At 33.6% G+C, this 14,003-nt stretch carries 14 protein-coding genes; all 14 read left to right on the forward strand.

The genetic code is table 11. The features are described 5' to 3' along the window. Nucleotides 1-15 precede the first annotated feature (15 nt). The 14 genes from T335_RS0101640 (at nucleotide 16) to fliJ (ending at nucleotide 13,993) form a co-directional block, all read left to right on the forward strand. Nucleotides 16-354 (forward strand): DUF6054 family protein, encoded by a 339-nt coding sequence (locus tag T335_RS0101640; protein ID WP_026475988.1) that lies wholly within the window; start codon nucleotides 16-18, stop codon nucleotides 352-354. Nucleotides 355-698: 344 nt separating this feature from the next. Further along, on the forward strand, nucleotides 699-1,319 hold the full coding sequence (lepB, locus tag T335_RS0101645; protein WP_051569079.1) for a signal peptidase I: 621 nt from the start codon (nucleotides 699-701) through the stop codon (nucleotides 1,317-1,319). 434 nt (nucleotides 1,320-1,753) lie between these two features. Then, nucleotides 1,754-2,545, forward strand: coding sequence for a lysophospholipid acyltransferase family protein (locus T335_RS0101650; RefSeq protein WP_026475990.1), 792 nt, complete (start codon nucleotides 1,754-1,756; stop codon nucleotides 2,543-2,545). Nucleotides 2,546-2,802: 257 nt separating this feature from the next. Beyond that, a complete protein-coding gene (gene dprA, locus T335_RS0101655) occupies nucleotides 2,803-3,891 on the forward strand; it encodes a DNA-processing protein DprA (protein ID WP_026475991.1) in 1,089 nt (362 codons plus the stop codon). A gap of 85 nt (nucleotides 3,892-3,976) precedes the next feature. Continuing rightward, a complete protein-coding gene (gene topA, locus T335_RS0101660) occupies nucleotides 3,977-6,055 on the forward strand; it encodes a type I DNA topoisomerase (protein ID WP_026475992.1) in 2,079 nt (692 codons plus the stop codon). 303 nt (nucleotides 6,056-6,358) lie between these two features. Next, entirely contained in the window at nucleotides 6,359-7,138 is a 780-nt protein-coding gene (codY, locus tag T335_RS0101665; protein ID WP_026475993.1) for a GTP-sensing pleiotropic transcriptional regulator CodY, read from the forward strand. 537 nt (nucleotides 7,139-7,675) lie between these two features. After that, the gene (gene flgB / locus T335_RS0101670) at nucleotides 7,676-8,074 is read left to right on the forward strand and encodes a flagellar basal body rod protein FlgB (RefSeq protein ID WP_026475994.1); all 399 of its coding nucleotides are present in this window, start codon (nucleotides 7,676-7,678) and stop codon (nucleotides 8,072-8,074) included. 3 nt (nucleotides 8,075-8,077) lie between these two features. Continuing rightward, nucleotides 8,078-8,521, forward strand: a complete 444-nt coding sequence (gene flgC, locus T335_RS0101675) for a flagellar basal body rod protein FlgC (RefSeq protein ID WP_026475995.1) — start codon at nucleotides 8,078-8,080, stop codon at nucleotides 8,519-8,521. A gap of 13 nt (nucleotides 8,522-8,534) precedes the next feature. Further along, on the forward strand, nucleotides 8,535-8,843 hold the full coding sequence (gene fliE / locus T335_RS0101680; protein ID WP_026475996.1) for a flagellar hook-basal body complex protein FliE: 309 nt from the start codon (nucleotides 8,535-8,537) through the stop codon (nucleotides 8,841-8,843). Nucleotides 8,844-8,868: 25 nt separating this feature from the next. Beyond that, on the forward strand, nucleotides 8,869-10,410 hold the full coding sequence (fliF, locus tag T335_RS0101685) for a flagellar basal-body MS-ring/collar protein FliF (protein ID WP_026475997.1): 1,542 nt from the start codon (nucleotides 8,869-8,871) through the stop codon (nucleotides 10,408-10,410). Nucleotides 10,411-10,420: 10 nt separating this feature from the next. Continuing rightward, nucleotides 10,421-11,440, forward strand: a complete 1,020-nt coding sequence (fliG, locus tag T335_RS0101690) for a flagellar motor switch protein FliG (RefSeq protein ID WP_026475998.1) — start codon at nucleotides 10,421-10,423, stop codon at nucleotides 11,438-11,440. Then, on the forward strand, nucleotides 11,433-12,209 hold the full coding sequence (locus T335_RS0101695; protein WP_026475999.1) for a FliH/SctL family protein: 777 nt from the start codon (nucleotides 11,433-11,435) through the stop codon (nucleotides 12,207-12,209). The genes fliG and T335_RS0101695 overlap by 8 nt, the downstream gene beginning before the upstream one ends. 5 nt (nucleotides 12,210-12,214) lie before the next feature. Beyond that, complete coding sequence (gene fliI, locus T335_RS0101700) at nucleotides 12,215-13,531, forward strand: flagellar protein export ATPase FliI (protein WP_026476000.1); 1,317 nt, start codon at nucleotides 12,215-12,217, stop codon at nucleotides 13,529-13,531. Nucleotides 13,532-13,549: 18 nt separating this feature from the next. Next, nucleotides 13,550-13,993: a flagellar export protein FliJ gene (fliJ, locus tag T335_RS0101705; RefSeq protein WP_026476001.1), complete on the forward strand. Its 444-nt coding sequence runs from the start codon at nucleotides 13,550-13,552 to the stop codon at nucleotides 13,991-13,993. The last annotated feature ends 10 nt before the right edge of the window (nucleotides 13,994-14,003 follow it).

Below are 14,003 nucleotides of genomic sequence, written 5' to 3' on the forward strand. Positions count from 1 at the left end.
TAAAGGGGCGATTAAATGAGTGTATGTAATATAAGGGTGAATATATCGCCAAAAGAAGCATTAGAAATTGTTAAAGAAAATGTAGATGCTTATTTAGTACATGAAGAGAGTATCACTTTAGAAGATGGAAGAAGTGTTGAGACGTTAATTTATGATAAGTACTACATTAGAGCAGGAAACAGCGTTGCTCTTGTAGTAATCATTGAAAACATAGAAGGAACAACTGGAATCAGATCGGTAGCAACAGGTAGTTCTTCAAGCCTTTTTTCAAATTTTGATTGGGGGGCAGCATCGGATTTCGCTGAAATGATACCTGCAATTTTGGATGAATATATTATTGAGGTAATAACGTAACTTTGTTTATTAATTATAAAGTTTTTATAATGAATAGGGAAATACAACATTAATTATTTTAATATAAAAGAACTTTACCTAATGAGTTTCAACATTACGAGTTTTGTCATAAGAAGATGAAGAATTTAATTGTACTAAATTGTGTCAGTCGATTAGTTTCTTTAACTAAAATTATTCTTTAAATCATCTGAAGAAAAATTTATACAAAAGGAAGACTTTACCTTATAACCAACAAGTTCTCAAAAACTAATACAATAAACTAATACAATATCTGGTGATTAAAGGAAGATAAAATGGTATACTGTTTTAAGGTGACGTACATACTAGGGGGCGAGAAATTAAATATGGTAGTAAATAAAAATATAACAGAATTATTAAATAATAAAGTTGTTAAAGAGATTCGAGAATGGACAAGTGCAGTTTTGGTAGCAGTAGTAATGGCATTATTGATTAATGTTTTTATTTTTGAATTGTATACTGTAAGACAAACCTCCATGTGGCCAACATTTTATGATGGAGATCAGGTGGTTGCTTGGAAGTTTGGGCAATTATTTAATGCTACTCCCGATTATGGAGATATTGTCATTGTAGATGGGAATGTTAATCGAACTCGAAGGTTAATAGATGAGTTTAAAGATAGTGCATTAATTAGTCGTGTAACTAAAAAAGAGGTTAACGATTATATTTGGATAAAAAGGGTAATAGGTAAACCAGGAGATCTGTTAGAATTTAAAGATAACAGTATTTATCGGAATGGCGAAAAACTTGAAGAAACTTATGTTGTAGATGAAATGATTTCTTCCTTTGAGACCATCGTTGTACCAGATAACCATGTTTATGTCATGGGGGATAATCGAGAAAATAGCAGAGATAGTCGTTCTGAAGGTCCTATTCCGATAGAAAATGTTAGAGGAAAGGTATTATTGCGCTTTTACCCCTTTAATAGGTTTGAAAATTATATATAAGGAAACACCTTTTATATCAATTTATACTTAAGAATTTCAAAAGGAAATTGTAAAAGGATAGTCAATATATACTCAAAATTAAAAGGGATTTTGATAAAATACGACATGAATTTTAACTTAATGTTGAATTTTCACTATTTCCACGGCAATATAATTGTTTTCCCATAAGATAATATTAAGGTTATAATAAACTGAGGGAATTGCATAATATCATTAATCTATATTTATATTAGTTGTAGGTAAAGATTAAAGCTGAATCTTGATTGAACACTAAACAGCGAAGTTTTCATTTTGTATTAATTTAAAATTAATATTAATATTAATATTAATAATGTAGTCTCTTCAATTAGTAGTATGATTTAATAAATTTATAGTTAAAGTTAGTAAATTGTCAGATTAAAACTAAGAAATAATATAAGATAGGTGGAATTAAAATGCAGAATATCTTTACAGAAGATCAATACTATACGCCAGAGGATACCAATAGATTTTTATTAGATCGCCTTTCTTTAGGAACCCGATATTATTTTCACTACCGATTTGTTAAAATCATTCTAAGGGCAAAAAAAATAGCCGATGCAGGTAAGTTTACCAGAGAAGAATGGGTGAAAGCATCCTATGATATATTAAAGGTAATTGAAGGTTGTGGTGGTAAATTTCATGTTACAGGCTTAAAAAACTTAGATGATTGTGAGAAACCACTGGTAATTGTAAGTAATCATATGAGTACCCTAGAAACAATGATTTTTCCTTGTTTAATCGCTTCAAAAATGAAGGCGAGCTTTATTATTAAGGCTAGCTTAGCCACCCATCCCTTTATTGGTTCTATCATGAGGGCTAGAAAGCCAATCGTTGTAAATCGAGTTAATCCAAGGGAAGATTTACAAACAGTAATGACTCAAGGGGTTCAAATGCTTGAAGAAGGTAGATCAATTATTATGTTTCCCCAGAGCACAAGAACGACAAGTTTTAATCCTGAAGAATTTAATTCTCTTGGGGTAAAGCTGGCGAAAAAAGCTAATGTACAAGTACTGCCAGTTGCAATTAAAACAGATTTTTGGGAAAACGGTAAATATCTAAAGGATTTAGGACCTATTTATAGAGAAGAGCCTATTCACATAGCCTTTGGTGAACCTATGGATATTACAGGAAATGGGAGAGAAGAACATAAAAGAATTATTGACTTCATTTCTTCTCATCATAATGAATGGAATCACAAGAAATAAATACTCAGTTGACACTAAAAAGTATCTAGAAAAAATTATCTAGATATTTTTTTCGTAATCTTATAGTAATATAACTGTTACCAAATTTTAACCATAAAAAATGTTTATTATTTTTCTTACATAGTATATAATGTGTTATGTCTGAATGTTTATAAATATTTTTTTCTAAATGAATTTAATATATAATATAAATAACCATTATATAGAAACACGAAGGTTAAGTAGAATAAAATATTTATTTGCAGGGGGGCAGGCTTTTGATATTGCAGGAAAGAGAAATCCTAATATGGCTTAGTCATATTGGTGGTATAAACCTTAAAACGATAGAAGCGTTTAAAGACTACTTTGGTAGCTTAGCTGAATTGTGGAATGTTGATGAAAAGCACCTTTATCAAGTATTGGATAAACGTAGAATAATTGCTGATAAAATTACCCAAAATAGGAATAAATCATATTTAGAAAAAATACAACAGAAACTATTAGAGGAGAACATTAAACCAATCACAATTGGAGAGGATCACTACCCAGATAAATTAAGAGACATATATGATCCTCCATATGTAATATACATAAAAGGTAGTCTTAACTTAGAAAAACCTCTAATATCGATTGTAGGGTCTAGAAAGGCAAGCCCTTATGGTAAATGGGCTGCTTATCAATTTGCTAAAGAACTGAGTCAATGGGGAATAGGAGTAGTAAGTGGATTAGCTCTTGGTATTGATACCGCCAGCCACAAGGGTGCTTTAGAGAATAATGGATATACCATTGGAGTGCTTGGGTGTGGAATTGACAAGTGTTACCCTACAACGAATACAGCTATTATGAATAAAATGATTGATAGTGGATGCATTATGGGAGAATACAGTCCAGGAACCCCTCCCCTAAAACACCATTTTCCTGCTAGAAATAGAATCATTAGTGGTATTTCAGATGGGATTATTATTGTAGAAGCTGCTGAAAAAAGTGGAGCACTAATCACAGTAGATTTTGCCCTAGAACAAGGTAAAGAGATCTATGCACTACCTGGAAACATTAATCAACAGCAAAGCAGAGGAACTAATTTATTGATTAAAGATGGCGCTAAAATTCTCTTAGGAATCGAAGATATTTTAGAGGATTTAGAGAAAAAATATCCAATAAGACATCAGAATACAAATAAGGCTAAAGGTCAATTAAGTCCACTTGAAGAAAAAATCCTTTTAACTGTCAAAGAAGGGCAACCTTCGATTGATCATATTGCCTATAAATGCGGAATTAAAGTCAATGAATTAAGTAGTATCTTAACGATTTTAGAACTAAAAGGTTTTATATCACAACTGCCAGGTAAAACTTTTATAGCAAATTGATTAATTTTGATAAATAAGTATATTAATAAGTATAGTAAGATAAACACAACACAGTATTACAGATTACAGATAGGAGGTGGGGTATTTGCCCAAATCTTTAGTAATAGTTGAATCACCAGCTAAAGCAAAGACAATTAAAAAGTTTCTTGGAGCAAATTATGTGGTGAAGGCTTCGATTGGTCATATTATAGATTTGCCAAAGAGTAAACTAGGGGTAGATGTAGAAGATAATTTTAATCCACAATACATAACAATTCGAGGTAAAGGGCCGGTGCTTAAAGAAATTAGACAAGAAGCTAAAAAAGCCAGTAAAATTCTGTTGGCAACGGACCCCGATAGAGAAGGTGAAGCAATTTCTTGGCATTTAGCCAATGCTTTAAATATATCAGAAGAAACTCCTTGTCGTATTGAATTTAATGAAATCACTAAAACTGCTATTAAGGCTGCTATAAAGAAACCAAGGGCAATTAATAAAAGTTTAGTTGATGCTCAACAGGCTAGAAGAGTTTTAGACAGGTTGGTAGGTTATAAAATAAGCCCCCTTCTTTGGAGAAATATTAGAAAGGGTTTAAGTGCTGGAAGAGTTCAATCTGTTGCAACTAAGCTGATTAAAGACCGAGAAGAGGAAATTCAGAACTTTCAACCTGAAGAATATTGGAGCTTAATGCTAGAGGTCGCTAACCAGAAAAAAGAGACCTTTGAAGCAAAATTTTTCAGTGACCATGAAGGCAAGAAGGATATTAATAATAAGGTCGAAGTAGAGGCTATTTTAAATAACATTGCAAATAAGCAGCTATTGATCACCAATATTAAGAAAAGTGAAAAGAAAAGGAATCCTTATTTACCCTTCATAACTAGTACACTGCAACAAGAAGCCTCTAATAAATTGGGATATTCAACTAAAAAGACAATGTCAGTGGCACAGCAGCTTTATGAAGGAATTGATCTAGAAAAAGAGGGTACTGTTGGTTTAATTACCTATATGAGAACAGACTCGACAAGGATTTCTGAAGAAGCTAAAGAAAATACTCATAAATTAATCTTAGAAAGATATGGAGACAAGTATCTAGGGCAGGAAACTGCAAAGAAGAAAGAGAAAAAAGATATTCAAGATGCCCATGAAGCAATTCGTCCTACTTATGTGGACAAAGACCCAGATTCCATCAAATCATCATTAACTAGAGATCAATATAAACTCTATAAATTAATCTGGGAAAGATTTGTTGCCAGTCAAATGGCTCCAGCGCTATTCGATACACTGGCGGTAGAGTTAGAAGTTGAAAAAAATATTTTTAAAGCTTCGGGTTCAAGATTAAAGTTTGATGGATTTTTAAAGGTTTATACCCATGCCAGCATCTCAGAGGATATCAATCTTCCTTTGTTAGAGGAAGGCGAAAAGGTTCAGGTGTTAAAAACAATACCAAAACAACATTTTACTCAACCACCACCTAGGTATACTGAAGCTTCCCTTGTTAAAACAATGGAAGAACTGGGTATAGGTAGACCAAGTACGTATTCTCCGACTATTTCGACAATTCTATCAAGAGGATATGTAGAAAAGGAAGGTAAGAATCTAAAACCTACAGAGTTAGGTTTTATTGTCACAGAAATTTTAGTTAATTATTTTGGGGAGGTTCTGGATGTCAATTTTACTGCCGACTTAGAAAGACGATTAGACGAAGTAGAAGATGGTGGTCAAGATTGGAGAGGACTAATTAAATCTTTTTATGATTCCTTTGAAAAAATGTTAGAAATTGCAGACAAGGATATGGAAGAGATTGACTTAGTGGAAGAAAGTGATGAAATTTGTAAAGTATGTAGTGCAAAAATGTTAATCAAGCATGGGCGCTATGGTAAATTTCTAGCTTGTTCAAATTATCCTGAGTGTACCCACACCGAACCAATTGTTAATAAGTTAGGGATCAAATGTCCCGATTGTGAAGAAGGAGAAATTATAGAAAGAAGATCAAAAAGAGGACGATTATTTTATGGATGTAGTGGTTTTCCATCTTGTCGATTTGTTTCTTGGGATAGGCCAATAGACCGAAAATGTCCAGAATGCAACCATATTTTGGTTCATAAAAAGAACAAAAAGGGCGAAAAAATCCTTTGTAGCAATAAAGATTGTGAGTTTGAAGAAGTAGTAGAGAATGAAAACAGCTAAATATGCTAAAATAACTATTGAATATAATTTTCATCTGTGTTAAGATGTCATTTGGGTTTAGTTTATTGTACTTCATAAAGGGTAGATACAGACCTCAAGGTATAGGAAAGTATAAAATTTTCTTTTATAGAAAATGCTATATATAAAGAGGAAAATAATTAGAAGTTAGTTCATCTTACATATTCTAGCGAAGAATTTAAAATTAATGAAATATTATAGACTCAGCCTTAAAATAAGTTATTGTGATAAGAATTTCTAATATTTAGAAAATATTAAAGAAGCGATACAAAAGGAGGAATTAAAATGGCCAGCGCATTATTAGAAAAGACCAGAAGAATAAATAGAATATTACAAAAATCTGGAGAACAGTCCATATCTTTCAATGAATTATCAAGAATTTTAAGTGAAATCTTAGATGCAAATGTTTACGTAGCTAGCTCAAAAGGAAAGGTTCTAGGTGTGAGCTTAACAGATGCTTCCGATTGTCCAATTGTTGTTGACGAGAAGTCGGGAGAAAAAAGGTTTCCTGAAGAGTACAACGAGCAACTATTAAGAATTAATGAAACAAATTCTAATATTACTCAAGACGAATTACTTAAAATCTTTAGATATGATGTTGATAGCTATAATAAGTTAGTGACAATTGTACCCATCAACGGAAGTGGACAACGATTAGGAACACTAGTCCTTGCTAGACATGCAAATGAGTTCACCGACGAAGATCTTGTTATGGTAGAGTACAGTTCAACAGTTGTAGGTCTAGAAATTTTAAGAGCTAAAACTGAAGAAATTGAAGATGAGGCAAGAAAGAAAGCAGTTGTTCAAATGGCAATTGGTACCCTTTCTTACTCAGAATTAGAGGCAGTTGAACATATATTTAACGAGTTAAATGGAAATGAAGGATTACTTGTAGCAAGTAAAATTGCCGATAGAGTAGGGATTACTAGATCAGTAATCGTTAATGCCTTAAGAAAATTTGAAAGTGCTGGAGTAATTGAATCTAGATCATTAGGGATGAAGGGTACTCATATCAAAATTTTAAATGATCGATTACTTGAAGAACTAAGAAAAATTAAAAAATAATATCTAAGCAACTAAAAAGGTGCTACCTGAAAAGGAAGCACCTTTTTTTATATATATACACTCTAAGTTATATATATAAAAATGTAATTCTTTGACAAATATGAAACAAAAATTGCTTAAATGCTGTAATAATTAGCAGTTTTATCCCAATGTAAATAATGGTATAGTTAAATTTTAATACTTCAATGGTAGCTATTTAGTGCAAGATGGTTTATAATAATAATTACAAAATACGACATTTTTCTCAGAAATTAAATAGCCTACATAACTGTTAATGAATGGGGTTGAAATAGGAAAGTGTAAAAAGAAATGTTGGAATTTAAAGATAATTCTAGCTTTTGTAATGGGCTAGGTAATTAGTCCCTTTTGTAGAAAAAACGAAAAAAAAAGCAGGAGAATAGAGAAATTTATCCAATAGTTATTATGTGATTAAATATAAATACGATAATACGTGTTTTTTTAGGGATACATGACGATATTTATTTTATCTTGTCGAATGTTCCTTTACTATAGAAGTAAAATTAGGGAGGTAAATATATGTATAATCAAGTTAATCTACTAACCAATGCCCTTAACGCATCTTGGAAACGTAATGAAGTAATTGCTAATAATATCGCTAATGCAAATACCCCGAATTTTAAACGATCAGATGTAGAGTTTGAAAAATTACTAGAGGGATATCTAAAAGGTAATAAGTTAGCAGGGGATCGAACCCATCAGAATCATATTCCAATTGGTATGAAATCTCTTGATGAAGTTCGACACAGAGTGGTTAAAAATGACAGTTTTAGCACCCGACTAGATGGGAATAACGTAGATGTAGATGTGGAAATGGCAGAGATGGCAAAAAACACAATTACATTTAATACCTTATCTACCCAATTAAATAATCATTTTGCAAGACTAAAAATAGCAATTAATGAAGGGAAGAGATAGATTATGTCATTATTTAATTCAATTAATGTTAGTGCTACAGGATTAACCGCAGAAAGGTTAAGATTAGATACCATCTCGAAAAATATTGCTAATGCCAATACGACTAGAACAAGCAATGGAGGACCCTATAGAAGACAGGTTGTTGTTTTTAAAAACAAAGATGACCATGGCCCTTTCTCACAACACTTAAATAGAGCTAATGGAAATCAACCTAAAATGAACGGGGTTGAAGTAGTAGGAATCAAAAACGACGCTTCTCCATTTAAAATGGTATACGAACCAGGACACCCTGATGCAGATGAAAATGGCTATGTTGAAATGCCAAATGTAGATGTTATTACAGAAATGGCTAATATGATTTCTGCTTCGAGGGGATATGAAGCTAATATTACAGCATTAAATACGACTAAAAGCATGGCTATGAAGGCCTTGGAATTAGGAAGATAGTGGAGGAATAATGATGAAGATAAATCCGAATATAATAAATAGTCAAGTACATAGCGTTAAGGGGTTAGGTCTTTTTGATTCTGAGTCCCAAAAAGTTACAGGTGGCTCCTTTCAGGATCTACTTACGGGAGCAATCAATAACTTAAATCAACTTGAAAAGGCAAGTGAAACATACTCATTAAAACTTGCTTCAGGCGATTTGGAAAACATTCACGAAGCAATGATAGCAGCCCAGAAGGCTGACATCTCATTACAATATATGGTGCAAATTAGAAACAAAGTATTAGATGCCTATCGTGAAATTACAAGAATGCAGATTTAATTTATAGCAGAGATGGGGTGATTCAATGGCGGAGGCATTTGGAAAGGTCGGTGGGCAATTTACTGAGTACTTTCAAAGTTTAGAAAAGAAACAGAAAATTAAGATTGGACTATCGGCACTATTTATTCTAGTTACATTTACAGGACTAATTTTATACTTTACTAAAACAGACTATGTTGTTCTCTACAATAATTTAGAAGCTAGGCAATCGGGGGATGTATTAAATGTTTTAGAATCTAGCAATATTAAGGCAAAGTTTGGTGAAAACAGCAGCACCATTTTAGTTGCAAAGGAAGATTTAAACCGTGCTCAGGTAGTCGTAGCCACTCAAGGGCTACCATCAGCAAGATTTACGTATGAAGATGCCTTCTCAAACTCCTTTATGATGACTAGTGAAGAGCGATCTCAAAGATTTTTAGTGGCTCAACAAAATCACTTAGCTCAAACATTAGAAGAAATGCCTGGGGTTAGAAGAGCAGTAGTTTTATTAACAGTACCAGAGAAAAGCGGCTTTGTATTTAGTGGTAATGATAGCTCTTCGAAGGCTGCAGTTTGGTTAGATTTCGAAACTTTTTCTACGGTAGATGCTAAAAGTATCAATGGAATGGCAACTTTAGTTGCAAATTCAGTTGAAGGTTTAGAAATAGATAATGTAACAATTCATGGCAGTGATGGTCGTGTTTTAAATTCTCAAAGACACGAAGGCGATACCTTCGATGTATCAGACCAAATAGCCCTTAATCAAGTAGTATCAAAAGAGCTGGAAGATAGTATTTATGACTTTCTATCAACCGTATACGGATACGGAAACATAGCAGTTAAGGCTAGTGTACGTTTGGACTTTGATAGTGAAGTAACAGAAATTAAAGAGTTTTCACCACCTATTGAGGGAGAGACCACTGGTATCATAAGAAGTATGCAAAGACTACATAGTACTGCAGTTAATCAGAGTGTAGGTGGTGTTCCAGGAACCGACACCAATGGAGAAATACCTCAATATGTTGAAGCAGAAGAAACAGAGTCAAGGTATGAAGAAGCAAATGAGACGATTAATTATGAAATTAATGAACTACGTAGAAAAATTGTTAAAGCAGAGGGGCAAGTTAAAGATATTACTGTAGCAGTTTTTGTTAACAGTAGAAGTTTAAGCAATGGTGAATTGTCGGATGAAGAAAGAAGAGATCTACAAAATATTATATCTGCTGCTGCAGGGTTAGATACAAGAGTTGTTCAAGTTGGTGTACAAGAATTTAATAACTCATTAGAAGATCAATTAAGAACGGCTTTAGAGACTGTTGACGGATCAGGAGCTAGTAGAATACCACTATGGTTATTAGGATTAATTGCTACTTTAGTTATTGCGGGTGTGTTTTTAGCAGTAACTCAGCTTAAGAAACGAAATAAAGTGGAATTACCACCAGTAAAGGAAATTATTCCACAGGAAGAGTTAGAAGAAATTGATTTAGAACTTTCGGGTTCTCAAGCAAAGCAACAAATTGAAAAGTTAGTTAACAAAAATCCTGAGGCTGTAGCGCAGTTGCTAAGAAACTGGTTAAGCGAAGAGTAGAGGTGAAAGGATGTCTAGGAAACCATCAAAAACAGAAATGACTGGGAAGGAAAAGGCTGCTGTTTTATTAATCAGCCTTGGTCCAGAGTTTTCTGCACAGATATTTAAACACTTAAATGATGAAGAAATTGAAGAACTAACGTTGGAAATCGCAAATATGAGAAAGGTTTCCCCAGCAGAAAAGGAAAAGATACTATCTGAGTTTTATGAGGTCTGCATTGCTCAAGAGTATATTTCAGAAGGTGGTATTAACTACGCTAAAGATGTATTAGAAAAAGCTTTAGGCTCTCAAAAAGCAATGGATATTATTAACAAATTAACTGCTTCGCTACAAGTGAAGCCCTTCGATTTTGCTAGAAAGGCAGATCCAAGTCAATTGCTGAATTTTATCCAAAATGAGCATCCTCAGACGATTGCACTTATATTATCTTATTTACCTTCTGCCCAATCTGCTCAAATTCTTTCGGCCCTGCCACAGGCTAAACAATCTGAGGTAGCCCAAAGAATTGCAGTGATGGATCGTACCTCACCTGAAATCATTAAAGAGGTTGAAATGGTTCTTGAACGTAAATTATCTTCATTGGTAAGTCAAGACTATACATCTGCTGGAGGCATTCAATCTATTGTTGACATTCTGAATGCAGTTGATCGAGGTACAGAGAAGAATATTATGGATACATTAGAGATTCAAGATGCTGAATTAGCTGAGGAAATTCGTAAAAGAATGTTCGTATTCGAAGACATCATTAGTCTTGATAGTACATCAATTCAAAGATTTATTAGAGAAATTGATAATAAGGACCTGGCTGTTGCATTAAAAGGTGCTACAGAGGAAGTATCTGGTGTTATTTACTCTAACATGTCTAAGCGTATGGCTGAAATGATCAAAGAGGATATGGATTTCATGGGTCCAGTAAGATTAAGGGATGTAGAAGAGGCTCAACAAAAAATTGTTAACATTATAAGAAAACTAGAAGAAGCTGGTGAAATTATTATTGCCCGTGGTGGAGGAGATGAGATAGTTGTCTAAACCAAGAGTATTTAAGTCCACCAATATCGTAATAGGTGAAAAAAAAGAAATTAGTTTGGCAGAGCTTGAAAACCTCATTAAATTGAAACAAGAAGAATTTCAGAAGATTGAGGAAGAACCACAAGAAGAACTAAACCTTGAAGAGATTTCTCAGCAGGCTGAGGCCCTTCTAACAGAGGCCCAAGAAGAAAGCACAAGAATAGTTGAGGCAGCTAATGAAGAAGCACAGTTAATTCTTCAAGAAGCCTACAATGATAGTCAAGGAATCTTTGAAAAGGCTAAAAGAGATGGTTACGAAGCTGGACTAATAGAGGGTAATAATAAAGGTTACCAAGAAGTTGAAAAGATTATTCAAGAAGCATGCGAGATTAAACAGCAGGCAATTCTTGATAAAGAAGCCATGGCAAAAGAGATGGAAAAAGAGATTATTCAACTGGTAATCAGTACTGTAAGAAAAGTTATTGACCACGAAGTAAAAGAAGACCAAGAGTTACTTCTTAATCTAATTAAGGAGGGGCTTAAGAAATCAACCTTTTCCGAGTCCCTTATCATTAGAGTAAGTGAAGTAGATTATGACTTGGTCAACTCAGCTAAAAATAAAATATACATGATGACTGATGGGATAGAAAAGCTTGAAATAAAATGCGAACCATCAATGGAAGCAGGAAGTGTATTAATTGATACTGTATCAGGCACCATTGATTCTAGCATTGAGACCCAAATAAAAACCGTTGAAAAACTCTTTTATGAGCTTTTGCAAAGTGAGTGAGAAGAATGAAAAGTATACCATTAAATAAATATAATGAGTCTCTACTAGAGGCGGATTTAATTAAATATACCGGTAGGGTTTCTCAAGTTATTGGTCTAACAATTGAATCTAAGGGTCCTGCTGTTAAAATGGGGGAAGTCTGTATCATATATACCTTAAAAGGGACGACTCCAGTTTTAGCAGAGGTAGTTGGGTTTAAGGAAAAAAATGTACTACTAATGCCCCTAGGTGAGATGGAGGGAATTGGTCCTGGTAGTAAAGTTGAGGCCACAGGAACTTCTTTAGAAGTCAAAGTTGGAGAAGCCCTCTTAGGTAGGGTATTAGATGGGTTAGGTAACCCCATCGATGGGAAGGGAACCATCACTACAAATAAAACTTATCCTGTAATGGGATTACCCCCTAACCCTTTAGCCCGTACAAAAATTAGAGAACCTTTATCTCTAGGTGTTAGATCAATAGATGGTCTTCTAACCTGCGGTAACGGACAAAGAATCGGTATTTTCGCAGGAAGTGGAGTTGGTAAAAGTACCTTGCTGGGGATGATTGCAAGAAATACCCAGGCTGATGTAAATGTTATCGCCCTTATTGGCGAGCGGGGTAGAGAAGTTGGCGAATTTATTGACAATGACCTACAAGAAGAAGGTTTGAGAAGGTCAGTTGTTATTGTTGCAACGTCAGATCAGCCACCCTTAGTAAGAATGAAGGGGGCCCTACTTGCTACATCTATAGCCGAGTATTTTAGAGATCAAGGAAAGAATGTAATGTTATTGATGGACTCCTTAACCAGGTTTTCTATGGCCCAAAGGGAGGTTGGTTTAGCAATAGGAGAACCACCTGTAACTAAGGGATATACTCCTTCGGTATTTGCAATATTACCAAGATTATTAGAGCGGTCTGGAACCTCCGATAAAGGATCAATTACAGGACTGTACACTGTATTAGTTGATGGGGATGATATGAATGAACCAATAGCTGATGCGGTAAGAGGCATCCTGGATGGACACATTGTATTATCAAGAAAAATAGCAAATAAAAATCATTATCCAGCTATTGATATATTAGCCAGTATTAGCCGTGTTATGGCTAATATTGTGGAAGAAGAACATCAATTAATTGCAAATAGAATCAAAGAATTAATGTCTATTTATAGAGAGTCTGAAGATTTAATTAACATTGGCGCCTATGTAAGGGGGACAAACCCAAAACTAGATTACGCCATAAGTCAAATAGAGAAAATTAATAGTTTTCTAAAGCAAAGAACCCACGAGAAAACTTCTTTTGAAACAACCTTAGAAAACTTGAAGACACTTTTAGATGATTAATTTTAAGGAGGTAACAAAGTGGCTAGAAAATTTTCCTTTCGTTTTGAATCAATTCTCAATTTAAGAGAAAAAGAAGAAGAGAACAAAAAAGCAGACTTAGGAGTTGCCGCAAAAGCTTTAAGACAAGAGGAAGAGCATCTAACTCATTTGTTGCAACAAAAAATAAAAATTAATGAAGAAATTAAAAAAAGAAGTCAGAGTAAATTACAAATAAAAGATTTGCAACATTTTTCAAGTAAGATAGAGTTTATCGATGAATTAATTAATAGACAGAAACAATCGGTAAACAAATGTCAAAATCAAGTTGATCATTGCAGAAGACAATTAGTAGAAGCTAAAAAGCAAGTTAAAGTTTTTGATCTTTTGAAAGAAAAAGATAAGGAAGAGTATAATTATTTGCAATTGAAGGATGAAGAAATGTTTATAGATCAACTGGTATCCTACAAAATTGCTAGCAAATAAGGAGGATAAA

The sequence above is a fragment of the Alkaliphilus transvaalensis ATCC 700919 genome, from assembly GCF_000621485.1.
GTDB classification, from domain to species: domain Bacteria; phylum Bacillota; class Clostridia; order Peptostreptococcales; family Natronincolaceae; genus Alkaliphilus; species Alkaliphilus transvaalensis.